This is a genomic window from Nonomuraea sp. NPDC049758 (genome assembly GCF_040674635.1).
Classification (GTDB): Bacteria; Actinomycetota; Actinomycetes; order Streptosporangiales; family Streptosporangiaceae; genus Nonomuraea.
This window is the reverse complement of the sequence record NZ_JBFAMZ010000002.1, coordinates 340,261-366,775: the sequence shown is the minus strand read 5'-3', so window position 1 is coordinate 366,775 and position 26,515 is coordinate 340,261. Positions and strand designations below refer to the sequence as shown.

Annotated in this window: 26 protein-coding genes and 1 pseudogene; 17 read left to right on the top strand and 10 right to left on the bottom strand. The window is 70.1% G+C overall.

From position 1 onward, the window contains the following. Together AB0J46_RS06145 and AB0J46_RS06140 are read left to right on the top strand one after the other, a co-directional pair. Positions 1-822: a hypothetical protein gene (locus AB0J46_RS06145; protein ID WP_364327123.1), complete on the top strand. Its 822-nt coding sequence runs from the start codon at positions 1-3 to the stop codon at positions 820-822. Positions 823-943: 121 nt separating this feature from the next. Continuing rightward, positions 944-1,789 carry a hypothetical protein gene (locus AB0J46_RS06140; protein WP_364327120.1) on the top strand — a complete coding sequence of 282 codons (846 nt, stop codon included), beginning with the start codon at positions 944-946 and terminating at the stop codon, positions 1,787-1,789. Between the two features lie 6 nt (positions 1,790-1,795). Here the strand turns inward: AB0J46_RS06140 and AB0J46_RS06135 are convergent, their stop codons facing one another. Then, complete coding sequence (locus tag AB0J46_RS06135; RefSeq protein ID WP_364327118.1) at positions 1,796-2,923, bottom strand: acyltransferase; 1,128 nt, start codon at positions 2,921-2,923, stop codon at positions 1,796-1,798. Between the two features lie 142 nt (positions 2,924-3,065). Between AB0J46_RS06135 and AB0J46_RS06130 the strand changes: the two genes are divergently transcribed. Genes AB0J46_RS06130 through AB0J46_RS06120 form a run of 3 tightly spaced genes read left to right on the top strand, consistent with a single transcriptional unit; the run spans position 3,066 to position 6,070 of the window. Beyond that, positions 3,066-3,938 (top strand): hypothetical protein, encoded by an 873-nt coding sequence (locus AB0J46_RS06130; protein WP_364327115.1) that lies wholly within the window; start codon positions 3,066-3,068, stop codon positions 3,936-3,938. 9 nt (positions 3,939-3,947) lie between these two features. After that, a complete protein-coding gene (locus AB0J46_RS06125) occupies positions 3,948-4,679 on the top strand; it encodes a hypothetical protein (protein ID WP_364327112.1) in 732 nt (243 codons plus the stop codon). Beyond that, positions 4,676-6,070: an O-antigen ligase family protein gene (locus tag AB0J46_RS06120; protein WP_364327109.1), complete on the top strand. Its 1,395-nt coding sequence runs from the start codon at positions 4,676-4,678 to the stop codon at positions 6,068-6,070. The genes AB0J46_RS06125 and AB0J46_RS06120 overlap by 4 nt, the downstream gene beginning before the upstream one ends. Here the strand turns inward: AB0J46_RS06120 and rfbC are convergent. Both rfbC and AB0J46_RS06110 read right to left on the bottom strand, forming a co-directional pair. Next, positions 5,959-6,507: a dTDP-4-dehydrorhamnose 3,5-epimerase gene (gene rfbC / locus AB0J46_RS06115; RefSeq protein ID WP_364327106.1), complete on the bottom strand. Its 549-nt coding sequence runs from the start codon at positions 6,505-6,507 to the stop codon at positions 5,959-5,961. The genes AB0J46_RS06120 and rfbC overlap by 112 nt on opposite strands. Positions 6,508-6,577: 70 nt before the next feature. Then, positions 6,578-7,501: a glycosyltransferase family 2 protein gene (locus AB0J46_RS06110; RefSeq protein ID WP_364327103.1), complete on the bottom strand. Its 924-nt coding sequence runs from the start codon at positions 7,499-7,501 to the stop codon at positions 6,578-6,580. Between the two features lie 106 nt (positions 7,502-7,607). Between AB0J46_RS06110 and AB0J46_RS06105 the strand changes: the two genes are divergently transcribed. The 3 genes from AB0J46_RS06105 to AB0J46_RS06095 all read left to right on the top strand — a co-directional run bounded on the left by AB0J46_RS06105 (position 7,608) and on the right by AB0J46_RS06095 (position 10,898). Beyond that, positions 7,608-8,423 carry a 2OG-Fe(II) oxygenase gene (locus AB0J46_RS06105; RefSeq protein WP_358290041.1) on the top strand — a complete coding sequence of 272 codons (816 nt, stop codon included), beginning with the start codon at positions 7,608-7,610 and terminating at the stop codon, positions 8,421-8,423. After that, entirely contained in the window at positions 8,420-9,340 is a 921-nt protein-coding gene (locus AB0J46_RS06100; RefSeq protein WP_364327100.1) for a hypothetical protein, read from the top strand. The genes AB0J46_RS06105 and AB0J46_RS06100 overlap by 4 nt, the downstream gene beginning before the upstream one ends. A 163-nt stretch (positions 9,341-9,503) precedes the next feature. Further along, positions 9,504-10,898 carry a hypothetical protein gene (locus AB0J46_RS06095; RefSeq protein ID WP_364327097.1) on the top strand — a complete coding sequence of 465 codons (1,395 nt, stop codon included), beginning with the start codon at positions 9,504-9,506 and terminating at the stop codon, positions 10,896-10,898. Positions 10,899-10,916: 18 nt separating this feature from the next. On the opposite strand, the gene AB0J46_RS06090 is transcribed toward AB0J46_RS06095, so the two are convergent. The 6 genes from AB0J46_RS06090 to AB0J46_RS06065 form a co-directional block, all read right to left on the bottom strand. Continuing rightward, complete coding sequence (locus tag AB0J46_RS06090) at positions 10,917-11,573, bottom strand: class I SAM-dependent methyltransferase (RefSeq protein WP_358290033.1); 657 nt, start codon at positions 11,571-11,573, stop codon at positions 10,917-10,919. Between the two features lie 60 nt (positions 11,574-11,633). Continuing rightward, a complete protein-coding gene (locus AB0J46_RS06085) occupies positions 11,634-12,557 on the bottom strand; it encodes an NAD-dependent epimerase/dehydratase family protein (RefSeq protein ID WP_364327094.1) in 924 nt (307 codons plus the stop codon). 61 nt (positions 12,558-12,618) lie between these two features. Beyond that, complete coding sequence (locus AB0J46_RS06080) at positions 12,619-13,665, bottom strand: 2-oxoacid:ferredoxin oxidoreductase subunit beta (protein WP_364327091.1); 1,047 nt, start codon at positions 13,663-13,665, stop codon at positions 12,619-12,621. Continuing rightward, positions 13,658-15,502, bottom strand: coding sequence for a 2-oxoacid:acceptor oxidoreductase subunit alpha (locus AB0J46_RS06075; protein ID WP_352322478.1), 1,845 nt, complete (start codon positions 15,500-15,502; stop codon positions 13,658-13,660). The genes AB0J46_RS06080 and AB0J46_RS06075 overlap by 8 nt, the downstream gene beginning before the upstream one ends. Before the next feature lie 120 nt (positions 15,503-15,622). Beyond that, the gene (locus AB0J46_RS06070; RefSeq protein WP_352322479.1) at positions 15,623-15,712 is read right to left on the bottom strand and encodes a putative leader peptide; all 90 of its coding nucleotides are present in this window, start codon (positions 15,710-15,712) and stop codon (positions 15,623-15,625) included. 33 nt (positions 15,713-15,745) lie between these two features. Then, positions 15,746-17,233, bottom strand: coding sequence for a polysaccharide deacetylase family protein (locus AB0J46_RS06065; RefSeq protein WP_364327087.1), 1,488 nt, complete (start codon positions 17,231-17,233; stop codon positions 15,746-15,748). An 85-nt stretch (positions 17,234-17,318) separates the two neighbouring features. Here AB0J46_RS06065 and ndhC point away from each other — a divergent pair, with 85 nt between their 5' ends. The 6 genes from ndhC (at position 17,319) to AB0J46_RS06035 (ending at position 21,980) form a co-directional block, all read left to right on the top strand. Beyond that, positions 17,319-17,690, top strand: a complete 372-nt coding sequence (ndhC, locus tag AB0J46_RS06060; protein WP_357966531.1) for an NADH-quinone oxidoreductase subunit A — start codon at positions 17,319-17,321, stop codon at positions 17,688-17,690. Positions 17,691-17,734: 44 nt separating this feature from the next. Next, entirely contained in the window at positions 17,735-18,880 is a 1,146-nt protein-coding gene (locus AB0J46_RS06055; protein WP_364327084.1) for a M48 family metallopeptidase, read from the top strand. 129 nt (positions 18,881-19,009) lie between these two features. Beyond that, entirely contained in the window at positions 19,010-19,483 is a 474-nt protein-coding gene (locus AB0J46_RS06050) for an NADH-quinone oxidoreductase subunit B family protein (RefSeq protein ID WP_352322499.1), read from the top strand. Then, positions 19,480-20,022, top strand: a complete 543-nt coding sequence (locus AB0J46_RS06045; RefSeq protein ID WP_364327081.1) for an NADH-quinone oxidoreductase subunit C — start codon at positions 19,480-19,482, stop codon at positions 20,020-20,022. The genes AB0J46_RS06050 and AB0J46_RS06045 overlap by 4 nt, the downstream gene beginning before the upstream one ends. Further along, positions 20,015-20,956 carry an NADH-quinone oxidoreductase subunit NuoH gene (nuoH, locus tag AB0J46_RS06040; RefSeq protein ID WP_364327078.1) on the top strand — a complete coding sequence of 314 codons (942 nt, stop codon included), beginning with the start codon at positions 20,015-20,017 and terminating at the stop codon, positions 20,954-20,956. The genes AB0J46_RS06045 and nuoH overlap by 8 nt, the downstream gene beginning before the upstream one ends. 79 nt (positions 20,957-21,035) lie before the next feature. Then, entirely contained in the window at positions 21,036-21,980 is a 945-nt protein-coding gene (locus AB0J46_RS06035) for a hypothetical protein (protein WP_364327075.1), read from the top strand. Between the two features lie 594 nt (positions 21,981-22,574). On the opposite strand, the gene AB0J46_RS06030 is transcribed toward AB0J46_RS06035, so the two are convergent. Beyond that, positions 22,575-23,810, bottom strand: a complete 1,236-nt coding sequence (locus tag AB0J46_RS06030) for a serine/threonine-protein kinase (protein ID WP_364327072.1) — start codon at positions 23,808-23,810, stop codon at positions 22,575-22,577. Positions 23,811-23,963: 153 nt separating this feature from the next. Between AB0J46_RS06030 and AB0J46_RS06025 the strand changes: the two genes are divergently transcribed. From AB0J46_RS06025 to nuoK, 3 genes and pseudogenes are all read left to right on the top strand, one after another. Continuing rightward, entirely contained in the window at positions 23,964-25,625 is a 1,662-nt protein-coding gene (locus AB0J46_RS06025) for a 4Fe-4S binding protein (RefSeq protein WP_364327069.1), read from the top strand. After that, positions 25,622-26,182 (top strand): NADH-quinone oxidoreductase subunit J, encoded by a 561-nt coding sequence (locus AB0J46_RS06020; RefSeq protein ID WP_364327066.1) that lies wholly within the window; start codon positions 25,622-25,624, stop codon positions 26,180-26,182. The genes AB0J46_RS06025 and AB0J46_RS06020 overlap by 4 nt, the downstream gene beginning before the upstream one ends. Next, positions 26,182-26,484 (top strand): annotated as a pseudogene (gene nuoK / locus AB0J46_RS06015) (NADH-quinone oxidoreductase subunit NuoK); the annotation flags it as partial. The gene AB0J46_RS06020 and the pseudogene nuoK, both read left to right, overlap by 1 nt. Between the last annotated feature and the right edge of the window lie 31 nt (positions 26,485-26,515).

Sequence of the window (26,515 nt, the reverse complement as noted above, 5' to 3'; positions counted from 1 at the left end):
GTGCTGATTCGCATCGTGCGGCTGCTCATGCAGCCGGGCCGCATCCTGCTGGCCGTCCTGCGGCGCCTGCCGTTCGGCTCCCACGAGCTGCGCTGCGCGCTCGACCTCTATCCGCGGCCGCACTACGCGTACGGCGTCCAGCAGGCGGCCGAGCTGGCCAGGCGGCTCGGCGTCGGCCGGATCAGCGTGGTCGAGTTCGGCGTCGCCGGCGGCGCGGGCATGGTCGAGCTCAACCGCATGGCGGCGCTGGCGACGGCCGCGACCGGCGTCAAGATCGACGTGTACGGCTTCGACACCGGCGCCGGCCTGCCCAAGCCCACCGACTACCGCGACCTGCCCTACATCTGGCGCGAGGGCGACTTCGTCATGGACGTCGAGGCCCTGCGCGCCCGCCTGGGAGCGGCGCACCTGATCCTGGGCAACATCGAGGACACCGTCGGGGAGTTCCTGGACGGCGAGCACCCCGCGCCCATCGGCTTCGTCTCGATCGACGTGGACTTCTACTCCTCGACGGCGGCGGCGCTCAGGCTGTTCGCCGGCGACCACCGCTACTTCCTGCCCCGCGTGTTCGTCTACCTGGACGACACCGTCGGCGACGACGACCAGGTCATCCACAACGACTACGTCGGCGAGCTGAGCGCGATCCGCGAGTTCAACGAGGACAACAAGGCGATGAAGCTGGCCCCGATCCACGGCCTGCGGCACAAGCGCCCGGTCCCCGCCCCCTGGAACGACAACATCCAGGCGCTGCACCGGTTCGACCACCCCGACTACTCGACCTATGTCGCCCGTCCGGACACCGAGACACAATTGCCGCTGTAATTCCCTGTAACGAAGAAGCGGGCACCGGCGAGAGAAAGGAAAAGAACGACGCGAGGGGGTAAATCTCGCTATGTCCGTTATATTAATCAATAGCCGAATTCGGGATGATGTTCGGCGCAAAATGATCTTCAAAGGGGACGTGTTCCTCTACTCCGCCACCCCCGCCTCGACCAAGCTGATCGAGTTCGCCCGCGAGCTGATCGAGGAGGCGTTCGGAGCACGCGACCCGCAGACCGCCCAGTACGAGATGCGGGTGGAGGACTTCGCCGCGCTGCTCGCCGAGCTCAAGCCCCGCTTCATCCATCATCCCACCAGCAAGAAGCTGATCGGCGCCCTGCTGGAGGAGCTCGGCATGGCGCTGGACGAGACCTACTTCGACGTGCCGCGGCTGCGCACCTCGACCGCCGACCACTACCTCGACTCGGGCATCTCCTACGCCTACCACGCGCACAGGGACTGCTGGTACTCCGCGCCGTTCTGCCAGGTCAACTGGTGGATGCCCATCTATGAGGTGGTCCCGGAGAACGTCTTCGCCCTGCACCCGCAGTACTTCGACCGTCCCGTGCTCAACGGCAGCGGGCGCTACGACTACGCGGAATGGACCGCGGTGAGCCGGCCCACCGCCGCGCAGCACGTCCACAGCGACACCAGGGAGCAGCCCAAGCCGGAGGAGGCGCTCGACCTCGACCCCGAGCTGCGGCTCGTCCCGGAGCCGGGCGGCATGATGCTGTTCTCCGGGGCGCACCTGCACTCCACCGTCGCCAACACCTCCGGCAGGACCCGGTTCAGCATCGACTTCCGCACCGTCCACATCGACGACGTCCGCTCGCGCGCCGCCGCCCCCAACGTGGACGCCGCCTGCCGCGGCACCACCCTGCGCGATTTCCACCGGGCCGACGACCTGTCGCGCATCCCCGAGGAGCTCGCGGCGGCCTACGAGGCCGAGGCGCTGGCGAAGATCACCTGATCCGGGTCACCTGAACCGCGCCCGCGCGGCCTCGCGCAGGCTCCGCCAGCCTCTGTGCCGCTGGAAGGGCAGCTCGAAGACGGACGCGAACAACCACGCCACTCCCACGCTCGCCGGCACGGCCAGGGCGAGCGTGAGGAGGAAGGCGGGCATCCCCGGCGGCACGCGCGGAGCGACCACCAGCCGGTTGACCATGACCACCAGCGGCGCGTGGATCAGGTAGAGGCTGTAGGAGAACGAGCCGAGCCGCCGTACCGGACGGGTGTCGAGCAGCCGGACGAGCCAGGAGGGCCGGCCCGTCGCCACGCCGGCCAGCAGCAGGCCCGCGGCGGGCCCGACCGCGAGGTCCACCCAGAAGAAGTGCCCGACCACCCACTCGGGACCGGCCACCACGACCAGCGCGAGCACCGGCAGCGCGGCCGCCGCGGCCACCCAGTGCCAGGGCGGCCGCCCGGTGCGCTCCGACGCCCGCACCACCCCGGCGCACACCGCGCCCACGGCGAACAGCGCGGCGAACTGCGGGGTCAGCCGCATCAGCAGCTCCACGGCCGGCACGTACGGCGCCAGCGCCCCCACGGCCACCACGACCAGCGTCACCGCGCCCAGCATCACCGCCGCCCCCCACCGACGCAGCACCAGCACCATCAGCGGGAACACCAGGTAGAGCTGCGCCTCGACGGCGATCGACCACATGGCGCCGTTGGGGCTGGGGGAGCCGAAGACGTCCTGGAGCAGCAGGCCGTAGATGAGCACCGACTGCCCGGTGGGCGCCTGCTGGCCCGGCTGCGGGATGACCGTCCAGGCGATCACCAGGCTGAACAGCAGCGCCGCCCAGTACGGCGGCAGGATGCGCCAGGCCCGCCGGTTGAAGAACGTGGGGATGCTGCCCAGCCGCCAACCGGACCGGGCGGGCGAGACCGCGAGGGAGAAGCCGGACAGCACGATGAACACCACGACCGCGAAGTGCCCGTAGAGCAGCCACCCCGTCCACCAGGGCGCGTCGTTGACCGGGAACCCGGGGAACGACAGCAGCCAGCAGTGGTGCAGGACCACGAACAGCGCGGCCAGCCCCCGTAACCCGTCGAGCCCGGCGAGCCTGCTCCGTGTCGCCGGACGCTCAGTTGTCAGCCCCACCGGAAGCCCCCGTCGCCGTAGTCGTAGGTCTATCGCGGCGATCACGTCCGATGTAACCGATCTGGGGGGATGTAACGTCTGCCAGTGATTGGGCGATGGTCCGCTATAGGGCAAGTTCGCTGATGCGGGGGAACGTACCAAAATGGAGTTCTGGAAGGCGATTCTTGGTCTTCTCCGACGAATTCTGATAGGCCCGCCGCTGATCCTCCTGTCGATCCTGGTGGGCGGCGTGGTGTACCTCGTCCTCCCGGCCCACTACACGACCGACGTCTCCCTCGTCCTCGCGACCCCGGTGAACGGCGGCACGGTCAACAGCGACAAGACCAAGCAAGGGCTGACCAACCCCTTCCTCTCCTTCAACGACGCGCTCAAGACCGGCGCCAGCATCGTCATCCTCGCGATGAACACCCAGGACGTCTGGACCGAGCTCGGCGCCCCCAAGGACGGCCCGACCGAGATCACCATCGACGACGGGCGCACCAACCCCAACGTCCTGGACATCAACGGGCCCTACATCTACATCAGGGTGGACAGCGAGTCCCCGCGGCAGGCCACGACCGTGCTCATGGCGGCCCGCGAGCGCGTGGCGAGCGAGCTGTTCAAATGGCAGAAGACGCTCGGCGCGCCGCCGAACACCTTCATCACCTCCACCGACATCGTGCCGCCGTCCAAGCCCGAGGCCGACCACAGCGCGAACTGGCAGGGGGCGATCGGCGGCGCGCTGCTCACCCTGTTCCTGGGCCTCGGCATCGCCTACGGCGTGGTGGTCCGGCGCGAGCCCCGGCAGCGCCGGCAGCCCGAGCCCGCCGCCCCGGCCGCCCCTCCCGTCGCCCCTCCCGTTCCGGTTCCGGTTCCGGCGCCCGAGCCGGTCGAGGCCCAGGCGGCCGAGTCCGCCGGGCTCCCGGTCCTCGACGAGGACAGCTCGGCCACCATGGAGTTCCCCGCCTACCGGGCCGGCCCGCTGTCGCCCGTCCCGGGGCCGAGGAAGGCGAACCAGGACGACGGCGAGAAGTGAGGGCCCGCCATGGACTTCTGGGCGACGGCGAGGATCCTGTTCAAGCGCTGGTACGTGACGGTCCCCGCGTTCCTGCTCACGGTCGTGACGGCCCTCGGCGTGTTCGCCGTCGCGCCCAAGACCTTCATCTCCAGCTCGGCGCTCGTGCTGACCCTGCCGGTGACCGGCGGCAGCGTGCCGAGCGACCCCAAGTTCCCCAACCCGCGCACCAACCCCCTGGTCTCCTTCGACCAGGGGCTCAGCATGACCTCCTCGATCCTCATCCAGGCGCTCAACACGCCCCGGACGGCCGCCGAGGTCGGCGCGCCCATCGGCGGCGACGTCACCCTCAAGATCACCAGCGGTGGCACCAACCCCGAGCTGATGCCCGCCACCCCGTTCATCGTGATCATCTGTGAGGCGCCGACCGCCGAGGTGGCCCACGGCATCGTCGTGAAGGTCACCGCCCTGGCCCAGAAGGAGCTGCGGGCCCGGCAGCAGCAGGTCAAGGCGCCGCCCACCACGTACGTGACCGCCACCGTCGTGGTGCCGCCGACCGCGCCCGACGAGAAGAAGGGCAGCCGCATGCGCAGCGCCGTCATCACCGGCGCGCTGGCGTTCTTCATGAGCCTGTTCGCCGCCTTCGCCGTCGAGAGCTTCGCCCGGCACCGCCGTTCGCGCCGCCGGGCCGGGGGCGGTCCCGTGCGGTTCGAGCCCGCGCTCGCCAACGGCGCCAGGACGCCTGCGGGACACGAAGGATGACCGCCGCCGTCCTGCCGCGGCGCGCCGACGGCGCCACCCTGGCCTGCCTGTTCGTGCTGTTCCTGCTGATCCTGCCGGCCCGCCTGGCGGTCGCCGGGCTGCCGCTCTCGCTCACCCCCGCCGAGATCATGGCCCTGTTCATGGGCGTGGTGTGGGTGTGCGCCCAGATGGTCGGCACGACCGGCGTCGCCAAGGGCGGCAACCCCGTCCGCACCTCGATCTTCGTCTACGGCATGCTCCTGCTGGCCGTCTACGGTTACACGACCTACCGCTACCTGCCCTCCGACGAGCTCAACCTCGCCGACCACACGCTCGTGCTCTACCTGGGGTACGCGAGCCTGCTGCTGGTCATGTGCGACGGCATCGGCAGCCGCGAGCGCCTCGACTTCGTGCTCAAGGCGGTCGTCATCGGCGGCACGTTCGCCGCGATCGTCGCGTTGCTGCAGTTCCGGCTGGACTTCGACCTGACCGAGTACATGCGCGTCCCCGGCCTGCGCCACTCCTCGGTCGAGGAGGTGCCGACCGTGATCTCCCGGTCCGACCTGCGCAGGGTCGCCGGCACGCTCGGCCACCCGATCGAGTTCGGCGCGCTGTCGGCGATGCTGCTGCCGCTGGCCGCCCACCTCGGTTTCCAGGCGCGCAGCCGGGGCCAGGCCGCGACCCGCTGGTGGATCTGCGCGGCCGTCATCGCGGCCGGCCTGATGTTCTCGGTCTCCAGGACGGCCGTGCTCGGCCTGGGCGGGGCCGGGCTGATCCTGCTGCTCGGCTGGTCCAACCGGCGGCGGATCGTCACCATCGGCGCGTTCGTGGTGTTCCTGGGCTTCATGAAGGTGCTGGCGCCGGGCCTGATCGGCACGTTCTACAACCTGTTCGCCGGCGCGGGCGAGGACAGCAGCGTCATCTACCGCACCCACGACTACCCCTTCGCGATGCGGGAGTTCGCCAAGAGCCCCTTCTTCGGCCGCGGCCTCGGCACCTGGTACCCCTTCAAGCACCAGGTGTTCGACAACCAGTACCTGCTGTCCCTGGTGGAGACCGGGGTGGTCGGCGTGCTGGGGTTCGTCGGCGTGATCGGGTGCGGGATCGTCGTCGCCCTGCGGGTGCGCCGGATGAGCGCCGACCCGAACGTGCGCAACCTCGGCCTGACCATCGCCGCCTGCCTGGTGATCCCGCTGCTCGGCGCGGCCACCTTCGACCTGCTGTCCTTCCCCGGCATCACCAGCGTGCTGTTCCTGCTCGTCGGCGCGGCCGGGGCGCTGATGCGGTTCGAACGCCGCGATCAGGCGGCCAGGACGGCCCTGAGCTCCTTCCACGAGCCCGCCGACCTGTCGCGCTCGCTGATCGCGGTCACCGGCAACGGCCACGGCAGCGCGAGGTCGGGGTCGTCGTAGCGGACGGCCAGGTCCTCGGCCGGGTCGTGCTCCCTGTCGATGCGGTAGCAGACGTCGGCCTGCTCGGTCAGCGCCTGGTAGCCGTGCAGCACGCCCGGCGGCACGTACAGGTTGGCGAAGGTCACGTCGTCGAGCCGGACGGCGACGTGCGAGCCGAACGTCGGCGACCCGGGCCGCGCGTCCACCAGGACGTCCAGCACCGCGCCGCGGGCGGCGCGCACCAGCTTGGCCTCGCCGCGCCCGGACCGGCCGTGCATGCCCCTGATCGTGCCGAGCCGCGAGCGCGACTGGCTGTCCTGGACGAACGCCGAGTGGTCCAGCCCGTGCTCGGCGGCGATCACGGCGTCGAAGGTCCTGGTGAACAGGCCGCGGTCGTCGTGGCTCGGCGTCGGCACGAACAGCAGCGCGCCTTCGAGCCCCAGTCGCTCGACTCTCATCGTTTTCCTCTCCTGTGGAAGGGCCCGCGGCTGTGCAACGGTCCGCGGCTCCTGTGGATGGGCCCGAGGTTCAGCCCGGCAGGGCCCGCAGCCGGCGGGACGGCCTGAGCAGGGCCACGACCGAGGCCCTGGCCGTACGCCGCCCGGCCGCCGCCCGCATCGCCTCGCCGAGCAGCACCGCCAGGTAGAAGCCGGCGGTCGCGACCCGGCCCCGGCGCCGCCGGAACAGCCGGACGCGGTTGACGGTGAGCAGCGCGGCCAGCATCGGGCTGGTCTTGGCCTCGCCGCCGATGTGCTCGACCACGGCGGCGGGCTCGTACCAGAGGGTCCAGCCGGCGTCCGCGGCGCGCAGCGCGTACTCGGTCTCCTCGCTGTAGAGCAGGAAGGACTCGTCCCAGGGGCCGAGCCGGGCCAGCGTCGTGGCCGAGACGAGCATGGCGGCGCCGGTGGCCCAGTCGGCCGGCCCGGGACGTTCGTAGCGGGCCGGATCGACGACCATCTCGCCCAGCGTGCCGATCCGGCCCGCCAACCGGCCGCCGACCAGCGACTCGGCCAGCGCGCGGCGTACCGCGGGCGTGCGGCGCAGCGAGTGGTGGAGCACCCCCTCGGTGCTGACCAGCCGGGGGACCGCGATGCCGGTGCCGGGCCGGTCGAGGGCCGCGGCCAGCACGGCCAGCGCGCCGGGGCGCAGGCGGCAGTCCGGGTTCAGGACGAGCACCGCGTCGAGGTCGTCCAGGTCGAGCGAGGCGACCCCGGCGTTGATCGCCGCGGCGTACCCGGCGTTCCGGCCCACCTGAAGGGGCCGTACGGGCAGGCCGGCGGCCTGTTCGGCGATGGCGAGCGAGTCGTCCTTGGAGGCGTTGTCGGCCACGACGACGTCGGTGAGCCGGACCCCCTTCGCACCCTCGGGCAGGGAGGCCAGGCAACCGCCGAGGACCGGCGCGCTGTTGTAGGTCACGATCACGATCGCGACTCGGGGAGGGCCGGGCGTCACATGTCGCCATCGGCGGCCGGGAATGGATCGTTACAGGTAACAGAAGGCACTGATGAGGCGATGAGGAGGTAGGGGCCGGGTGTCGTAGGAGACGGAGACACATTCCATGCAGGATCTGCAGGCTTTCACCTTCCACCGGGACGAGCTGTTCCCGCTGGCGGACAAGTACTCCGAGCAGTTCCGTACCGCCTCGCCGTTCCGTCACGTCGTCATCGACGACTTCCTGCCGCCCGAGGTGCTGGAGCCCGTCCTCGACGAGTTCCCCGAGCCGCGCGACGCCACCTGGCAGCGGTTCGACAGCGCGCGCGAGGTGAAGCTGGCGCTGGCCGACACCGAGCGCATGGGGCCGGCCACCCGGCGCCTGCTGGCCGAGTTCAACAGCGGCGTGTTCGTCGAGTTCCTGGAGCGGCTGACCGGCATCACGCAACTGGTCTCCGACCCGCACTTCGAGGGCGGCGGCCTGCACCAGATCCGGCCCGGCGGCTTCCTGAAGGTGCACGCCGACTTCAACCGCAGCCGCCGGCTCAACCTCGACCGCCGGCTCAACGGCCTGCTCTACCTCAACAAGGACTGGCAGGAGAGCTACGGCGGCCACCTGCAGCTGTGGAACAAGGACATGACCGAGTGCGAGGGCAAGATCCTCCCGGTCTTCAACCGGTTCGTGCTGTTCGCCACGACCGACGACGCCAACCACGGCCACCCCGACCCGCTCACCTGCCCGGACGACCGGGCCCGCCGCTCGATGGCGCTCTACTACTACTCCAACGGCAGACCCGACGACGAGGTCACCGACGACCACACCACCCTGTTCAAGCAGCGGCCCGGCGAGGCGTGGAAGAGCAACCTGCGCCAGGTCGCCAAACGCTGGACGCCGCCCGCGCTGGCCGACCTCGTCGGCGGCCGGAGGACCAAGGGCGAGTGAGGCCGTACGTCCGAGGGGCCTGGTGCCTCGTCGCGGTCCTGGTCGTGCTGCTGGGCGGCTGCACCGGGTCCCCCGGCGGGCCCGAGGTCACCCGGTCGCCCGCCGCGGCCACGTCCAGGCCGGGCACGCCGCCGCCGTCGAAGCCGGCCGAGCAGGGCCGGCCGGGCGCGCACAACACCGGCGTGCCCGAGGGGGTGGCGCTGCGCAAGTCAGGATCGATCCGGGTGACCAGGAACGGCACGGTGATCGACGGCGTCGAGGTGACCGGCTACATCACGGTCGAGGCCGACGACGTGGTCATCCGCAACACGCGGGTGCGCGGCACCAAGGGCTGGTGGGGCATCCTGCAGCGAGAGGGACGCACCGGCCTGACGGTCGAGGACACCGAGATCTTCGGCAACGGCAGGGCGCGCACCCAGTTCGGCATCCTCAACCAGGGCAAGCTGATCACGATCCGCCGCGTGGACATCCACACCATCTCCAACGGCATCCTGACCCAGCAGGGCCTGGTCGAGGACTCCTACGTGCACGACCCGAAGTACTACTCCGGCGACCACACCGACATGATCATGTCCACCGGGCCGCCCGCGCCCGGCACCGAGCTGGTCATCCGGCGCAACACGGTGATCAACACCCTCGACCAGACCGGCGCCATCGCCCTCTTCCAGGACTTCGGCGTGGTCAAGGACGTGACGGTCGAGGGCAACCTGCTGGCCGGCGGCGGCTGGTCGCTGTACGCCGGGGCCGGGGTGAAGGGGAAGTCGTCCAACATCAAGGTGATCGACAACGTCTTCAGCCGCCGCGTCTGGCCCAAGGGCGGAGCGGCGGGGCCGGTTTCATATTGGGATAAAGACGGGCCCGGAAATCGGTGGCAGGGGAACACCTGGGAAAACGGCGGCACAGTGTCGCCGGGATGACGCCTCTCTGCCGGATTTGCCGCGATAGATGAGAAACATGAGCTTGTTGTGAATTTGGAGGATAACGAGTTTATTTCGGTAAAAGGCATCACTTCTTCTTTCGGCATGGCTACTCTCTCCCCTTGGGGGACTCGGACTCGGCCACGATCGGAAGGAGTCGCCTGTGTCGCGGCATCGAAGAGGGAAGAGACGTACCGGCTGGTTATCCCTGGCCGGGGTCTCCGTGGTGGCGCTGCTGGCCGGCGGGTACGGCCTCGTCGTCTCCGACGTACTGGAGCCCCGGGCCGTCCTGACGGAGGCCGGTGGGGCGAGCAGCGCGGCCTCGCCGCAGGCCGCCGCCGGCCGGCGAGCCCGGCCGCGTCCCACCACCCACAAGCCCCGGCCCACCAGGACCCGGAGCCAGGAGCCCAGGTGGTGGCCCAGGCGGCCCACGAGGAAGCCGACCGCGCGCCCGACGCGCCGTCCCACCCACCGGCCGACGCACCGCCCGACGCCGACCGGCACCCTGCCCGGCACCCCACCGGCGACCTCACCCGGGACGCCCACGACGACGCCCACGGTGAGCCCTCCCGCCACGCCGACCGTCACGGCCACCCGCACCCCGACCCCCACGGGCACGCCGCCCAGCGAGTCGCCGACCCCGACGCCCACCAAGACGCCCACCGGCACCCCGACGGCGACCCATACGGCGACCCCCACGGCCACCAAGACCCCACCTCAGACGCCGACCCAAACCCCACCCCAGACGCCCACCAAGACCCCCACCTCCACCCCGCCCCCCGGCGGTGGCTGGCCCGGCGCGGGCAACACCGGCGTCCCCGACGGCACCGACCTGGTCAAGAAGACCGGCTCGATCGTCATCAAGGAGGACGGCAAGGTCATCGACGGCTGGGACGTCACCGGTGACATCACCGTCGAGGCCGACAACGTGACCATCCGCAACACCCGCGTCCGCGGCCAGAGCGACTACTGGGGCATCCTCCAGCGCGAGGGCTTCTCCGGCCTGACGGTCGAGGACAGCGAGATCTTCGGCAACGGCAAGGTACGCACCCAGTTCGGCATCCTCAACCAGGGCAAGCTGATCACGATCCGCCGCGTGGACATCCACACGATCTCCAACGGCATCCTCACCGACCAGGGGCTGGTCGAGGACTCCTACGTGCACGACCCGAAGTACTACTCCGGCGACCACACCGACATGATCATGTCCACCGGCACCGCCGCCCCCGGCACCGAGCTGGTCATCCGGCACAACACGGTGATCAACACGCTCGACCAGACCGGCGCCATCGCCCTCTTCCAGGACTTCGGCGTCACCAGGAACGTCACCGTCCAGGGCAACTTCCTGGCCGGCGGCGGCTGGTCGCTGTACGCCGGGGCCGGGGCGAAGGGGAAGTCGTCCAACATCAAGGTGATCGACAACGTCTTCAGCCGCAGGGTCTGGCCGAAGGGCGGCTACGCCGGCCCGGTGTCGTACTGGGACGCGAACGGGCCGGGCAACGTCTGGAAGGGCAACTCCTGGGAGGGCGGCGGCGCGAGCATCATGGGCACGGACTGACCCCGGCAAGCCTCAGCGCTAGCTGCGGACCGCGATGACCGACTTCACCAGCCCGGCCAGCCGCTCGAAGCGCAGCCGCGACTTCGGGAAGTAGTGCCGCATCTCGGTCACGCTCAGCAGCTCGACCTCCATGGCGATCATGCGGGCGGCGTCCCGGTCGGAGGTCGGCGTGTGGACGAGCGGCCAGCGGCGCAGGATCGTCGTCCGCGCGGCGAGCGGCAGGAACTGGAAGCCGGGGAACAGGAAGTGCGGTTCGACCGGGAAGTACCGGTAGGGCGTCTGCACCCAGTGGCGATCGGCCATCTCGTGCACGGTGTCGGCGAACCGCTGCCGGCGCTGGTGTCCGCCGACGTGCTCGATGACGGCGTTGGAGAAGACCAGGTCGTAGCGGCTGCCGCGGATCGCGGGCGGCAGGTCGCAGGCGTCGGCGACGTCGGCCCGCAGCCAGGACGGCAGGTCGGCGGGCGGCTGTTCGAGGTTGACGATGTGCACGTGCGCGGGCCTGACCGGGGCGCGCATCCAGGCCCCGGCCGTGCCGCCGAGGTCGAGGACGTTCATCCGGTCGAGGTCGGGGAAGCGGGCGGCGAACCATTGCCACCTGCGTGCCCGCGCCTTGGCTCCCAGCGAGTCGGGAGCGTCCACGAAACGACTGCGCAGGGCGTTCAGGCGGCTCATAAAGGCAACTCCTCCGGCCGGAATAAGTAGCCCCATGCTCGCAGAATTTCGCCCGTCCGGCTAAGAGGGCCTTTCTTCGTGACATTCTTGGGATGCATACCAATTGACCGTCCGGCGCAACCCTTCGTCCAATTCCGTGGCAGGGCGCCAGCCGAGCCGGTCCGCCGCCGGGACGATGTCGGCGACCTGCGTGATGTCGTGCGGGCGGTCGGGCGCGGCGCCGAACTCGGGCCGCGTGCCTGCGCCCGCGATGCGGTAGAGCCGTTCGACGACCTCATGGGCGGCGGTCCGTACGCCGGTGCCGACGTCGAGCGTGTGGCCGACCGCCTTGTCGGACTCGCCCGCCAGCACGAACGCGTCGACGACGTCGTCCACGTAGATCCAGTCGGCGAGCTTGGCGCCCCTGGTCAGCCGGGGACGTTCGCCGCGCAGCAGGCTGAGCGTCACGTACGGCACCAGCTTGGTGGTGTCGGGCTGGGCCGGGCCGTAGACCATGCTGGGACGCAGCACGGTGACGGGAAGGTCCCAGAGCCGGTGGTAGAGCCGCGCGTAGCCGGTGGCGGCCCACTTGGACATCGCGTACGCCGACGAGGGCGGCGCATGGTCGTTGCCCGGCCGCGGCTCCTCGATCGAGCCGGTGAACACGGTCCGGACGCCGTGCTCGCGCGCGGCCGACAACACGTTGACCGCGCCCACGACGTTGCTCTCCAGCGTGGCCCGGACGACCTCGTCGCCGCGCGACCCGGTGACCTCGCCGGCGAGGTGGAACAGCAGGTTGGGGCGTACCGACCGGAACAGCCGCGCGGTGTCGCCGGCGTCGTCGAGCCGGGCCTGGTGCCAGATCTCCCCGTGGCGGGCCGGCTGGGGCCGCCGGCTGACCGCGTGCACCTGCGCGCCGAGCACGCGCAGACGCGCGGCCAGGTGCGATCCGATGAACCCGGCCGCACCCGTCACCAGCACCACGGCCTCAGGCCAATACGACATCGTGGATTGACCTCCGTGGAAGATGGAGCCGTCGGGCCGACGGCTCCATCTAATACACGAACTAGCCGATGCGCCAGGTGTCTCCACCCATGAGCAGCTCGCTCAGGTCGCCGGGGCCCTTCTGCGCCACGGCCTCCTCCAGCTGGTCGGCCATGAGCACGTCGTAGGCCGGGCGGTCGACCTGGCGGAAGATGCCGATCGGCACGTGCTCGAAGGCCGGCTCGTCGAGCCTGCTGAGGGCGAAGGCCACCGACGGGTCGGGGTTGTGGGCGTCGTGCACGAGGATCTGCTCCTCGCTCACGCCGTCCCTGGCGACGACCTCGATGCCGCCGTTCGCGCCGCGCACGACGGCCTTGGACGCGCTCACGATCGGCTCGCCGTGCTCCAGGCGCAGCGTGATGTCATCGCGCACCGCCGGATCCTTGAGCTGCTCGAAGGCGTTGTCGTTGAAGATGTTGCAGTTCTGGTAGATCTCCACCAGCGACGTGCCGCGGTGGGCCGTGGCCTCGCGCAGCACCGACTGCAGGTGCTTGCGGTCGGAGTCGATCGTGCGGGCCACGAACGACGCCTCGGCGCCGATGGCCAGCGAGATCGGGTTGAACGGCTTGTCCAGCGAGCCCATCGGGGTCGACTTGGTGATCTTGCCGACCTCGGAGGTGGGCGAGTACTGGCCCTTGGTCAGACCGTAGATCCTGTTGTTGAACAGCAGGATGTTCAGGTTGACGTTGCGGCGCAGGGCGTGGATCAGGTGGTTGCCGCCGATCGACAGCGCGTCGCCGTCACCGGTGATCACCCATACCGACAGGTCGGGCCGCGAGGCGGCCAGGCCGGTCGCGATCGCGGGCGCGCGGCCGTGGATCGAGTGGAAGCCGTAGGTGTTGAGGTAGTACGGGAAGCGCGAGGAGCAGCCGATGCCGGAGACGAACACGATGTTCTCGCGCCGCAGCCCCAGCTCGGGCAGGAAGCTCTGCACCGCGGCCAGGATCGCGTAGTCGCCGCAACCCGGGCACCAGCGCACCTCCTGGTCGGACTTGAAGTCCTTCAGCCTCTGCTTGACGTCGGTCTTGGGAACCAGGCTCAGGCCCTTCCCGTTCACCAGCTCAGTCACTGTCGATCACGTCCTGAATGACTCCGGCCAGCTCCTCGGCCTTGAACGGGAGCCCGCGCACGCGGTTGTAGCTGATCACGTCGACGAGGTAGCGGGCCCGCAGCAGCAGCGCGAGCTGGCCGAGGTTGATCTCGGGCAGCAGCACCTTGTCGTAGCTCTTGAGCACCTCGCCGGTGTTGGCCGGCAGCGGGTTGAGGTGGCGCAGGTGCGCCTGGGCGACCTTGCCGCCCTCGCGCCTGATACGCCGCACGGCCGCCGCGATCGGCCCGTACGTCGAGCCCCAGCCGATGACCAGGACCTTGGCGTCGCCGTCGGGGTCGTCGACCGCGAGGTCGGGCACGTCGATCCCGGCGATCTTGGCGGCCCGGGTGCGGACCATCAGGTCGTGGTTGTCCGGGTCGTAGGAGATGTTGCCGGTGCCGTCGGCCTTCTCGATGCCGCCGATGCGGTGTTCGAGGCCGGGGGTGCCGGGGATGGCCCAGGGGCGGGCCAGCGTCTCGGTGTCACGCTTGAACGGCAGGAACTCGCCGCCCTCACCGTTGGGCTCAGTCGTAAATTCCTGCGAAATGTCGGGCAAGTCGGAAACTTCGGGCAGGCGCCACGGCTCCGAGCCGTTGGCCAGGTAGCCGTCCGAGAGCAACATGACCGGTGTGCGGTACTTGACCGCGATGCGGGCCGCCTCGACGGCCGCGTCGAAGCAGTCGCTCGGCGAGAGCGGCGCGACGATCGGCACCGGCGACTCGCCGTTGCGGCCGAACATGGCCATCAGCAGGTCGGTCTGCTCGGTCTTGGTCGGCATGCCCGTGCTGGGACCGGCGCGCTGGACGTCAACGATGATCAACGGCAGCTCGGTGGTGACCGCGAGGCCGACCGTCTCCGCCTTCAGCGCCACGCCGGGGCCGGAGGTGGTGGTCACGCCCAGCGCCCCGCCGAACGCGGCCCCCAGCGCCGCGCCGACGCCCGCGATCTCGTCCTCCGCCTGGAAGGTGCGGATGCCGAACCGCTTGTGCTTGGACAACTCGTGCAGGATGTCGCTGGCCGGCGTGATCGGGTACGAGCCCAGGAACAGCGGCAGCTTCGACTGCACGCTGGCCGCGATCAGCCCGTAGGCGAGGGCCTGGTTCCCGGAGATGTTGCGATAGACGCCGGGAGCCAGCCGGGCCGGCTTGACCTCGTAGGAGACCGAGAACGACTCGGTCGTCTCGCCGTAGTTCCAGCCCGCCTGGAAGGCCGCGATGTTCGCCTTGGCGATGTCGGGCTTCTTGGCGAACTTCTGCTGCAGGAACGAGATCGTCTGCTCGGTCGGCCGGTGGTAGAGCCACGACAGCAGGCCGAGGGCGAACATGTTCTTGGCGCGCTCGGCGTCCTTCTTCGAGATCTCGAAGCCTTCGAGCGCCTTGACCGTCAGCGAGGTCAGCGGCACCGCGTGCACGCGCCACTCGCTCAGGGAGTCGTCCTCCAGCGGGTTGGCCGCGTAGCCGACCTTCTGCAGGTTGCGCTTGGAGAACTCGTCGGTGTTGGCGATGATGTCGGCGCCGCGCGGCAGGTCGCCGAGGTTGGCCTTCAGCGCCGCCGGGTTCATGGCCACGAGCACGTTGGGCGCGTCGCCGGGCGTCAGGATGTCGTGGTCGGCGAAGTGGAGCTGGAAGCTCGACACGCCGGGCAGGGTTCCTGCGGGGGCGCGGATCTCGGCGGGGAAGTTGGGCAGCGTCGACAGGTCGTTGCCGAACTCCGCCGTCCCCGCGGTGAAGCGGTCGCCGGTGAGCTGCATGCCGTCGCCGGAGTCGCCGGCGAACCTGATGATCACGCGGTCGAGTTGCTGGACCTGCTTCGTCACAGCTCAGTCCTCCTCGACGCGCCAAGGCGCGGTTGCGTTGGGCGCGTTCTCTGTTTCCATGCTAGATCCTCGGAAGGTCACGCGTTTGCCAGCCGCGAAAGCGGGTAACGCGGTCGGAAGTCAGGGTGAGGCGGGAGAACGACGACACAGCCCTGACGCGAGCCTGCAGAGGTCTACATGCAGGCGTGCGAAGAGGACGGTTCGGGTCACGAGCGCCAATGATACGTCCCCCCAACACGTGTGCTACGTCAGGGGCTGCTTACGCGACTGCTGGTTCCCCGACTCGTACAGGCGTCCGGCGCGCATCGCTGCGGAGCCGTACAACTCTGGAACGGTCACGAAGGTGTAACCCTTCCCGCTGAGTTCTTTCAGGATGCCCGGAATCGCGTCGATCGACTCGGGGTTGGTGTCGTGCATCAGGATGATCGCGCCCGGATGGGCCTTGCGCACGACGCGGTCGGTGATCTCCGACGCGGTCGCCCCGGGCTCGTCCCTGGAGTTCACGTCCCAGCCGACCAGCGCCAGTCCCAGGTCGCGGGCGACGTCGCGCACGTCCTTGCTGATAGCGCCGTAGGGCGGGCGGGCCAGCGTGGGCTCCTGCGCGATCGCCGCCCGGACGGCGTCGTCGGTCCGCCGGAAGGAGTCGGCGATCTTGCTGGTGGCCTGCTTCGACAGGTCCCGGTGCGACCAGGAGTGGTTGCCGACCAGGTGGCCTTCCGCGCTCATCCGGCGCAGCAGGCCCGGCTGGGCGACGGCGTTCGTCCCGACGGTGAAGAAGGTGGCCCGCGCCTTGCCGGCGGCCAGCAGGTCGAGCAGCCGCCCGGTCCGCGGCCCCGGCCCGTCGTCGAACGTCAGCGCCACGCACTTGGTCCTGGCGCAGTTCACGCTCCCGGCCCGGTTGCTGGACGCCTCGGGGCTCGCCGTCGGCGCCGTCTTCGGCGTCGTCGTCGGCCCGGCCGGAGGGGCGCTGCGGGCGGCCTCCCGCACGCTCTCCTGCGCCCGGCGTCCCAGCTCGGACAGCAGCGGCGTGACCCGTCCAGCCTGGACGGCCACCGCGACCCGGCCGAGCGAGCACGGCCCGATCTGACAGTCGTCGAACTCGACCACCAGGTCACCGCTCCGGTTGAAGGCCATGGAGTCGAACTGGCCGGGGTCGGCCCGCACGCCGTCCCGCTCGACCTGCGGCCCGCGTCCCTTGAGCTGCTCCTTGACCAGCACCGCGAGCCGGTCCAGCGCCTGCGGCCCGCCCAGCAGCGCCGTGGACCCGCCCGCCCTGCCGGTACGCGGGTCGAACCAGAAGGTACGGGTGGAGTTGCCCCAGCTCGCGCCCAGGAACTCGCCGGTGCGCAGCCGAACCGCGACGGCCTCCGGGGAACGGGCGGCAAGCTGCCAGTCCACGTTCAGCTCGGGACGCGGGTAGTCGCCGTTGACGCTCTTGGCGGCCCGGAAGTCCCGCAGCTGCCGCTCGGCGTCCGCGCGCAGCGCGCGGTTCAGGCCCGGCGCGTCGGTCAGTTCGGGGTAGCTGATGTGCACGTATCTGCTGTGGTCGTCGTCCTCGTTGGTGATGGTCGCGGTGGACAGGCCGACGACTGTCGCGGGGTCGACGAAGTCGATCGCGGTCGGCTCTGCCGGGACCAGCACGTCCCGCTCGGGTGCGGCGGCGGCCAGTCCGCAACCCCCGGCCGAGAGGGCCAGCAGAGCGATTCCAGCAAAGAATCGCGTTTGGTGCATGTCTGTCAGGGTATGTGGGGGATCTTACCTTTTGCCCCGTCTTGGGGTTATGGGGTCTGAGGTTTGACTGGGTTACGATCACGTCATGGAGGGCTACTTCGGGTCCTACGTGCTGGTCGCCGTGCTGTTCGCGATCGGTGTCGCCATCGTCGCCGGGGCCCTCATGGCCAACCGGCTCCTGCGGCCCACCAGGCCGACCCCCGAGAAGCTGACCACATACGAATGCGGCGTCGACCCCGTCGGCGACGGCTGGGCGCAGTCGCAGGTCCGCTACTACGTCTTCACCTACCTCTACGTCGTCTTCGCCGTGGACGCCGTCTTCCTCTTCCCGTGGGCCACGATCTTCGACGCGCCCGGCTACGGGGTGACGACGCTGGTGGAGATGTTCGTGTTCCTCGGCTTCATCGCCCTCGGCATCCTGTACGCCTGGCGCAAACGCGTCCTCAGCTGGACGTAGATCACTCTTGACGTTCTCGTGCCGCCTCGGCACATTTGTCTGCCGTGTCGAGCACCGGCAAGGGATGGGCGGCGCGCCGGCAGGCGGCCGTCGTCCACAGCCTCCACCGTGACGTGATGCGAGCCGCCCGCGAGAATGACGCCGCCTGCGCGGGCGGATTGGCCGGGGCCGCGCGGGCGGCCGGCTACGCGCTCGCCGCGCTGGTCCATCTGCTCCCGTTCGCCTTCGTCCTCCTCGGCGGCTACCTGGTGACCAGGTTCACCATCCTCAGCGTGCCGTTCGGGGTGATCGCGCTCGACGTCGCCTGGCTGTTGCGTCCCCGCGTCATGCGCGTCCCGGGAGGAGCCGAGACCCTCACCCGGCAGAACGCCCCGCGCCTGTACGAGCTGATCGACCGGATCGGCGCGGAGGTCGGCGCGCCGCGCACCGACCTGGTCGTGCTCAGCGGCGCCGCCAACGCCGCGTTCACCACGTACGGCTGGCGCCGACGCCGCCTGGTGGAGATCGGTTACCCCCTCTGGATGCTGCTGACCCCGGCAGAACGCGTATCGGTGATCGCCCACGAGATGGCCCACTCGCGCAACGGCGACGCCAGGCATGGGCTCGCCGTGGGCGGCGCGCTGTACTCGCTGGGCGAGCTGCGGGAGGTGACCCGGTTCTGCTGGCAGCCGGGCGACGGCCTGTCCCGGCTGGCCGCCGAATGCCTGCTCGCCGTCGTCGGGCTGCCGGTGCGAGGGCTCATCGTCGTCCTGGAGCTGCTGGTCCATCGGTCGTCGCAGCGGGCCGAGTACCGGGCCGACGCCATCCAGGCCCGCGTGGGCGGGACCGAGGCGGCGCTCTCCTTGATGGACGCCCTGAGCACCCGGGTCGTGCCCGCCGACCATTTCCTGATGACGCAGACCCTCGCGGTGGGCCGGCAGGACCTGTGGGCGGAACTGCGGGCCCACGTCGCCGGCCTCTCGGAGGCGGAGATCGAACGGCTGTGCGTGGAGGCCGGGCTGGACGAACTACGGGTGGACAGGACGCACCCGCCCGCGCACCTGCGGAAGGAGCATCTGGCGGCGCTGCCGTACATGGAGGCGCGGGTGCGGGCGGAGGCCATGGAGGAGATCGAGGAGGAGCTGGCGCTGCCGGCCGAACGCGTGGCGCGCGGCCTCAAGGAAGACGCCCAGTCGGCTCTGTACTACTGAGGAAGCCGCCGGGCGGCCGCGGGCGCGTCCTTTGCCTGACCTGCGATTCGCGCAAGAATGGGCGACATGGCAGCAACGGATCTCCCGATGCCCACCGTCGGACCTGTCTCCAGGCTCGCGCCCAAACCCATGCGGTTCGTGCTCAACTGGGGGCGGCGCTATTCGCTGTGGGTGTTCAACTTCGGGCTGGCCTGCTGCGCCATCGAGTTCATCGCGACCTCCATGAGCAGGCACGACTTCATCCGGTTCGGGGTCATCCCGTTCGCCAACGGCCCCCGTCAGGCCGACCTGATGATCGTCTCCGGCACGGTCACCGACAAGATGGCCCCCGCCGTGAAGCGCCTCTACGAGCAGATGCCCGACCCGAAGTACGTGATCTCGTTCGGCGCCTGCTCCAACACCGGCGGTCCCTACTGGGACTCCTACTGCGTGACCAACGGCGTCGACCAGATCATCCCCGTCGACGTCTACGTGCCCGGCTGCCCTCCCCGTCCCGAGGCGCTGCTCTACGGGATCATGAAGCTCCAGGAGAAGATCGCGGGGGAGAAGCTGAGCGACCGCTACGTCTGGTCCCGCTCCCACGGCTCCGAGGACCAGGCGTGAACGCCCCCGTCGCCGCCCGGTTCGGCGAGCGCGCCGAGATCAGCGAGTCCTACGGCGAGACCACGGTCGACGTCGCCCCCGCCGACTGGATCGAACTGCTGACCTTCGCGCGCGACGACCTCGGCCACGCCTTCTTCGACTGGCTGACCGGCGTGGACGAGCCGCCCGACGCCTTCGTCGTCGTCGCCCACGTCTACAACCTGGACACCCGCGAGCGGCTGCTGCTGCGCACCCGGGTGCCGCGCGCCGACCCGCGCCTGCCGTCCGCCGTCGGCGTCTACCGGGGGGCGAACTGGTACGAGCGCGAGACGTACGAGATGTTCGGGGTGATCTTCGAGGGGCACCCGTACCTGGTGCCGCTGCTCCTGCCCGACGGCTTCGAGGGCCATCCGCTGCGCAAGGACTTCGTGCTGGCCGCCCGCGTGGCCAAGCCGTGGCCGGGCGCCAAGGAGCCGGGCGAGTCAGGGCACGGCGCCCCGAGCCGCCGCAAGACGCTTCCGCCCGGAGTACCGGCCGATTGGGGTCCGCCTGATGCTTGAAGTGGTGCTGAGCTTCGTCGTCATCCTCATCGTGTTCCTGGTGCTGCCGCTGATCGTCGGCCAGACCGAGCACAAGGTCATGGCCCACATGCAGTCGAGGCTCGGCCCCATGTACGCCGGCGGCTTCCACGGCTGGGCGCAGCTCATCGCCGACGGCGTGAAGTTCATGCAGAAGGAGGACGTCATCCCGGCCGCGGCCGACCGCCGCGTCTTCATGATCGCGCCGGGCGTGGCGCTGGTCCCGTACCTGGTCGTCCTGATCGTCATTCCGCTCGACCGCGGCCTGGTCGCCGTCGACCTCGATCTCGGGCTGTTCTTCGTGCTCGCCGTCATGGGCGTCGGGGTGCTCGGCGCGATCATGGCGGGGTGGGCGTCGGCCAACAAGTATTCGGTGCTCGGCGGCATGCGGGCGGCGGCCCAGCTCATGTCGTACGAGCTGCCGCTGGTGCTGGCGGCCTCGTCCGTGGCGATGGCGGCGGGCACGCTGTCGATGCCTGGCATCGTCGAGGCGTGGCAGTGGTGGTGGCTGCCCTGGCAGGCGATCGGCGGCGTGGTCTTCTTCGTGGCGGGGCTGGCCGAGCTGCGCCGTCCGCCGTTCGACATGCCGATCGCCGAGTCCGAGATCATCATGGGCCCGATGACCGAGTACACCGGCATGCGTTTCGCCCTGTTCATGCTCTCCGAGTACGCCGGGATCGTCGTCCTGTCCCTCCTGACCACCGTGCTCTTCCTGGGCGGCTGGCACGGGCCGTTCCTGCCCGGCTGGATCTGGACCCTGATCAAGGTCTTCGCGCTGGCGTTCGTGGTGATCTGGCTGCGCGTCACCTATCCGCGGCTGCGTGAGGACCAGCTCCAGAAGCTCGCCTGGGCCGGACTGGTGCCGCTGGCACTCGTGCAGCTCGCGCTCACCGGAGTGGTGAAGGTCCTCATCTGAATTTCCCGCCGGCGGAAACTTTATGCCGCTCTTATCCGTCATACCCGGCATAGGGGGCCCCGGATGAAGGGGACGATTCGTGAACGCGCAAATCCTGCCCGTCGCGGGTGCGATGAAAGGCGCCCGCTGCCCGAAAGTCAGTCTCACCTCCGACGGCCGCACCTTGACCGTCACCGACGAAGCCAGGGGCCGTTCCGCGACCCTGTCGCCCGCGTCGCTCTACCGTTACGACTATTCGACAGACGGTTCCGGGAAGAGGTCGCGGTTCCTGAAAGGGGTCGCCGCCCTCGACCCCGACGGGCTCGTCCTGCTGGACCTGCCCGGCGACTGGCACCCACCCCACCTGCGGGACTTCGCCGCCAAGGCCGGCATCCCGCTCCGGGACGGCCGGGACGACAGCTCCGAGCGGGCGCGCCGGATTCTCGCCGCCCGCGCCCCCGGCTGGGAACGCATCCGCGGAGTCCCGGCGCCGCGGACGGCCCGATGGAACCTGGCGCTGGGGGTGTGCGCGGGAATCGCCGGGCTGGCGTTGATGGTGTATCTGGGGGGCACCGGAATGTGGGTCGCCTGGCGCGGCTTATCGACCTTCGGACATTTCCTGACGGACCTGCTCCACGCCAAATGGCTGATGGTGGCTTTCAGTCCCGCGTTGCTCGTCGTGCGGCCTGTGCTGGGCGGGGTGCATCGGTGGCAGGAGAAGCGTGGCCTTGTCGTGGGGCCGCCTGGAGGGCCGTATCTGCGGATGAAGTCGTCCGGGACGTTGACGGTGTACCGCCGTTCGGGGGTCATCACCGAAGTTCCGGTCGAACCGGGCAGCAGTCTCCTCCGGTACCGTCACGACGACCTGTGTGGCGTCTTCCTCCTCGACCCCGCGGGGAACCCCCTGCTCCACCTGCCCGGCCGCTGGCCCCCGGCTTCTCTCCACCGCTTCACCGAACGCCACGGGCTGGGCCTGGCGATGCACCGGGTCTCCCGCGAGGAATACCTGACCCTCACCACCCACGCCCGCCAAGCCTTCCCCTGACCCCCTCCTCATCAGGCCGCCCTCCACGAACCCTTCGCCCAGATCGTGAGGGGCGCCCTACTCCATCTCCCGTCCTGTCCCTTTGGACAGGGGGTGACCCCCTTGCGTCGTACGGCGCTTCGTGGTGGGCGACTCGCTTCGAGCCCTCCCGACCCGGCTGGAAGGGCCCTCCCACGGGCGGTCACCCATGGGCGGCCGGTTGGTCGGCGGTGATCACCGGTCCGCAGTTGCCCGACGGCGACCACTGGCCTTCGGTGGTTCGGCGGCGATCACCGGTCCGCGCTCGTACGGCGGCTGCCAGTGGCCTTCGGAGGGACGGCGGCGATCACCGGTTCGCAGTCGTTCAGTGGCGTCACTGGTAAACGGTCAGGCGGCGATGGTCATCGGCCCGCTTTCGTCAGCGGCGGCCACCGGTTTTCGGCGGCGGTTACCAGTCTGCGGTGGGTCGATTCGATCATCGGTTCGCGGTCGTTTGGTGGCCTTACCAGTAGGCAGTCGTTCGGCCGTGGCCACCGGTGGGCGAGCGTAAGCGGCGGCCATCCGCCTGCGGTCGGTTGTGCGGTGGTTGCCGGCCTGTGCGGAGATGGTTCGCGGTCAGTGGACGATTGCGACCATCACGTCCGAAGCCGATGGGCGTTCCTGGGGGCGCTTGTTCAGGCATGCCCCCACCACGCCGCGCAAGGCGGGCGGCAACGGCGACAGGTCTGGATGGAACGTGAGCACCCGGTTGAAGACGGCAGGCACGGTGTCCTCCCCGAACGCCGGACGCCCGGTGGCCGCGAACATCATCGTGACCGCCCAGCTGAACACGTCGGACGCCGGCCCCACAGGCTCCCCGGTCAGCTGTTCAGGCGACATGTACGGCGGCGTCCCCACCATCTTCCCGGACGTCATGGTCATCCGGTCGAGCGCCCGGGCGATCCCGAAGTCGATCACCCGCGGCCCGTCGTGCCCGATCAGGACGTTGCTCGGCTTGAAGTCACGATGCACCACCCCGGCCTTGTGGATGGCCGCCAGCGCTCCGGCTGTGGATAACGCGAGCCGCGTCAGGCCGTCCTCGTCGCGGGGCCCGTGGCGCCGTACGAGTTGCTCCAGCGACGGCCCCTCCACGTATTCCGAGACGATGTACGCGTGCTGCCCGTTGATGTTCACATCGAGCACCCGGGCTGTGGAGAACGTGGCGACCCGCCGAGCCGCGTCCACCTCCCGCGCGAACCGGGTGCGGGCCGTCTCGTCGACCAGGTCGTGCAGCACCTTGACCGCCACCCGCGCCCCGTTGGGCGCCATGGCCAGGTAGACGGCGCCCTGCCCGCCGCGCCCGAGCTGGTGCAGCACCCGGTAGTGCCCGATCCACTCCGGCTGCCCGCGATGCTGCTGATGGGTCGGGGCCGTGGTCCGTTGATGCAGGTCGGCGGGCCGGTGTTGCGGGACGGGCGTCTGCGCGGGCGCGTGCATGGGCGCCTGCGTGCGCACAGGGCCCTGCGTGTGCACCGGCGGCCGGTGCCGCGCCCGGGCCATCGCCGGCACCAGGACGGCCGAATGGGCGATCCCGCCGATCCAGGCGATCACGAACCCGAACGAGATCAGAGTGGACATCGGCTCGGGGATGTTGTCGAAGTCGTCGTACAACATGATGGCGATGACGAACGAGCCGATCAGGACCAGGTAGACGCAGGCTCCGATGGCCTGCCAGGTGCTCCGCAGCCAGAATGCCGCGAACCCGATCGTGAACGGGGTCGCCAGCCCGCACGAGATCAGGGCCAGGCTGGCCCACCCGATGGCGGCCGCCCACGCCCCGCTGCTGGGACGGACCGGATGGCTGTACGGCATGGCCGAGAGACTATCGCCATGCAGTCGTTCATATCGGACAGTCACCCAGCCTGTGGATAACTTCCACCGAACCTGTGGACGGCTGTGGAAAAACTGGGGACAACGGTCTTGGCTCATTCACCTCCGCCGCCAAGTACGTCATGATGTTGAACCATGGCGCGGATACCGGGAGTCGGACTGGCGAAAGGGCTGTCCATCACCCTTCGCCACATGCTGCGCAAATCCGTCACCCAGCAGTATCCCGAGGTCAAGCCGGCTCTTCCGCCGCGCAGTCGAGGCGTTATCGCCCTCGTCGAGGAAAATTGCACCTCTTGCATGCTATGTGCCCGAGAGTGCCCCGACTGGTGTATCTACATCGACTCCCACAAGGAGACGATCCCGGCACCTGAGGGCGGGCGTCCCCGTCAGCGCAACGTGCTCGACCGGTTCGCCATCGACTTCGCGCTGTGCATGTACTGCGGCATCTGCATCGAGGTCTGTCCCTTCGACGCGCTCTTCTGGTCTCCGGAGTTCGAGTACGCCGAGGGTGACATCCGGAACCTTCTTCACGAGAAGGACAAGCTGGCGTCCTGGACCCAGACCGTCCCGCCGCCGCCCGCCCACGATCCCGGCGCCGAACCTCCCAAGGAGCTCACGGCGGCCCCTCGCCGTCCCGCGGCCCGTACCGGAACCACCCGCCCCGGAGCAGCGCCTGAAGCGCCCGGCCCCGCCGGAGCCGCCCGCCGCGCCCCGCGAGAGCGGGAGGGCACCACGGGCGAAGCACCGTCAACGGCCCCCCAGGGAACGGGCACAGCGCGACCGGACGTAGGCCCGCAGGGCGAGCGTGCCCGCAGGGGAGCGACGGGCGTCCCGGGCGGGGGCGTGACCGAGCCGAGCGCCGCCGAGCCGGGCGCCGTGCCCCCGCGGAGCGGAGAGCCGGGGACGGCTGCCGCCCGCGCGAACGCGGGCGCCGACTCCGAGGCCGCCGCCACATCCACGCCCGGCCCCGACTCCGCCGCGAGCGCAACACCCGGCACCGGCCCCGCAGTCGGCGCAACCCCCGGCGCCGAAGCAGCGCGCCGTCCCGAAGGCGGGGAAGCCGCCCCTGGCCCCGAGGGGGCCGCAGCGGGTGAGGCCGGACGGGCCGGCGCAACTCCGCCTTCTGGGCGCACCGACGCGGGCCCGTCGGTCGGAGGCGTCGAAGAGCGCGCCGGCGCCGACCGGGAAGAGCAGGCAGGTGAGAAGGCCGGCTCCGCGGAAGCTCCCGAAGCCGCGCCAGGTGAGGGCCCTGCCGCGCCCCCGCCCCCTGCGGGCCGCCGGGAGCGTACGCGCAGGCCCATGTCCAACGTACGAGGCATCCGTCCTCCAGGCGCTCTCCCGCCCAGCACGCAAGCGGCCGAACCGTCCGCCGATGCACAGAACAATGAGCCGGAAGACACCCGCCCGTCCGACACAACCACCCCGAAACCGTCAATAGCGGCAAGCCCATCAGACGTGACGGAAGGCGACGTTCCCCCCGCGGCGGAGGGCGACGCGCCGCACGTCCATGACGACGACGCCGCAGCTCCGGCAGGCGAGGAGCCGAACCGCCCGACCACAGGGGACCAGGACGCCCCGGCCTCGGACGAGCACCCGCCGCGAACGCCTTCATCCACAGGCGAGCCGCCCTCGAACAGGTTTTCCACAGGCGCGGGTGAACCGTCTCCGGAACCCGGCCCGGACGAGCAGACTTCTTCCGCGAGCCCCCGCAGGCGCCGGATGGCGGACCCGAGGTCCATCCGACCGCCGGGGCGGCTCGGCCCTGACGACACAGAGGAGTCCGAGGAGGAGTCGTGACCGAGGCGGTGCCATCCTACCTGTCACCCACCGGGCAAGAGATCGTCTTCTTGCTGCTGGGAGCGGTAGCGGTTGGATCGGCGCTGCTCGTCGTCACGACCCGGCAACTGGTCCACGCCGCCCTGTGGCTCGTGGTCTCCTTCGGCGCGCTCGCGGGCGGCTACCTGGTGCTGACCGCCGAGTTCGTGGCCTGGGTCCAGGTGCTCATCTACGTGGGCGCGGTGGTGGTCCTGATGTTGTTCGGCATCATGCTCACCCGTGCGCCGATCGGTCGTTCCGCCGACCTCGACAGCGGCAACCGGCCGGTGGCCGCCCTGGTGGCGGTGGCGACCGCCGCGGTCCTGGTCACGGTCGTGATCGACGGTTTCCGCACGGCGTACACCCCGCTCACACCGGGCCAGGGGGCGGCGAAGGAACTGGGCGCCAGCGTCTTCGCCACCTGGGTGCTGCCGTTCGAGGCGCTGTCCGTGCTGCTGCTCGCCGCATTGATCGGAGCCATCGTGCTGTCCCGAACGGACATTCCCGGCTCGCCGCCCGATCAGAGTGGGGGCCACTAGTGCACATCGTCTACCCGGCGGTCGTCTCCGCGCTGCTGTTCTCCGTGGGCGTCTACGGCGTGCTCGCCAGGCGCAACACGATCCTCGTGCTGATGTCGGTCGAGCTGATGCTCAACGCCGTCAACCTCAACCTGGTGGCGTTCGACGTGTGGCTGCGCGACCGGCTGCACAGCGGTCAGGTGCTCACCCTCTTCGTCATCGTCATCGCCGCCGCCGAGGTCGGCCTCGGCCTGGCGATCGTCCTGGCGCTCTACCGCAACCGCCGCACCGTCGACCTCGACCACCTCCGCGACCTGTCCGAGCCCGCCGACGAACGCCCTGACCTGGTCCCGA

Bases quoted from the DNA above. Each gene is read 5' to 3' on its own strand.
- AB0J46_RS06140 (WP_364327120.1), top strand. From the start codon at position 944: ATGATCTTCAAAGGGGACGTGTTCCTCTACTCCGCCACCCCCGCCTCG.
- AB0J46_RS06130 (WP_364327115.1), top strand. From the start codon at position 3,066: ATGGAGTTCTGGAAGGCGATTCTTGGTCTTCTCCGACGAATTCTGATA.
- AB0J46_RS06125 (WP_364327112.1), top strand. From the start codon at position 3,948: ATGGACTTCTGGGCGACGGCGAGGATCCTGTTCAAGCGCTGGTACGTG.
- AB0J46_RS06120 (WP_364327109.1), top strand. From the start codon at position 4,676: ATGACCGCCGCCGTCCTGCCGCGGCGCGCCGACGGCGCCACCCTGGCC.
- rfbC (WP_364327106.1), bottom strand. From the start codon at position 6,507: ATGAGAGTCGAGCGACTGGGGCTCGAAGGCGCGCTGCTGTTCGTGCCG.
- AB0J46_RS06105 (WP_358290041.1), top strand. From the start codon at position 7,608: ATGCAGGATCTGCAGGCTTTCACCTTCCACCGGGACGAGCTGTTCCCG.
- AB0J46_RS06090 (WP_358290033.1), bottom strand. From the start codon at position 11,573: ATGAGCCGCCTGAACGCCCTGCGCAGTCGTTTCGTGGACGCTCCCGAC.
- AB0J46_RS06085 (WP_364327094.1), bottom strand. From the start codon at position 12,557: ATGTCGTATTGGCCTGAGGCCGTGGTGCTGGTGACGGGTGCGGCCGGG.
- AB0J46_RS06065 (WP_364327087.1), bottom strand. From the start codon at position 17,233: ATGCACCAAACGCGATTCTTTGCTGGAATCGCTCTGCTGGCCCTCTCG.
- ndhC (WP_357966531.1), top strand. From the start codon at position 17,319: ATGGAGGGCTACTTCGGGTCCTACGTGCTGGTCGCCGTGCTGTTCGCG.
- AB0J46_RS06050 (WP_352322499.1), top strand. From the start codon at position 19,010: ATGCGGTTCGTGCTCAACTGGGGGCGGCGCTATTCGCTGTGGGTGTTC.
- nuoH (WP_364327078.1), top strand. From the start codon at position 20,015: ATGCTTGAAGTGGTGCTGAGCTTCGTCGTCATCCTCATCGTGTTCCTG.
- AB0J46_RS06030 (WP_364327072.1), bottom strand. From the start codon at position 23,810: ATGCCGTACAGCCATCCGGTCCGTCCCAGCAGCGGGGCGTGGGCGGCC.
- AB0J46_RS06025 (WP_364327069.1), top strand. From the start codon at position 23,964: ATGGCGCGGATACCGGGAGTCGGACTGGCGAAAGGGCTGTCCATCACC.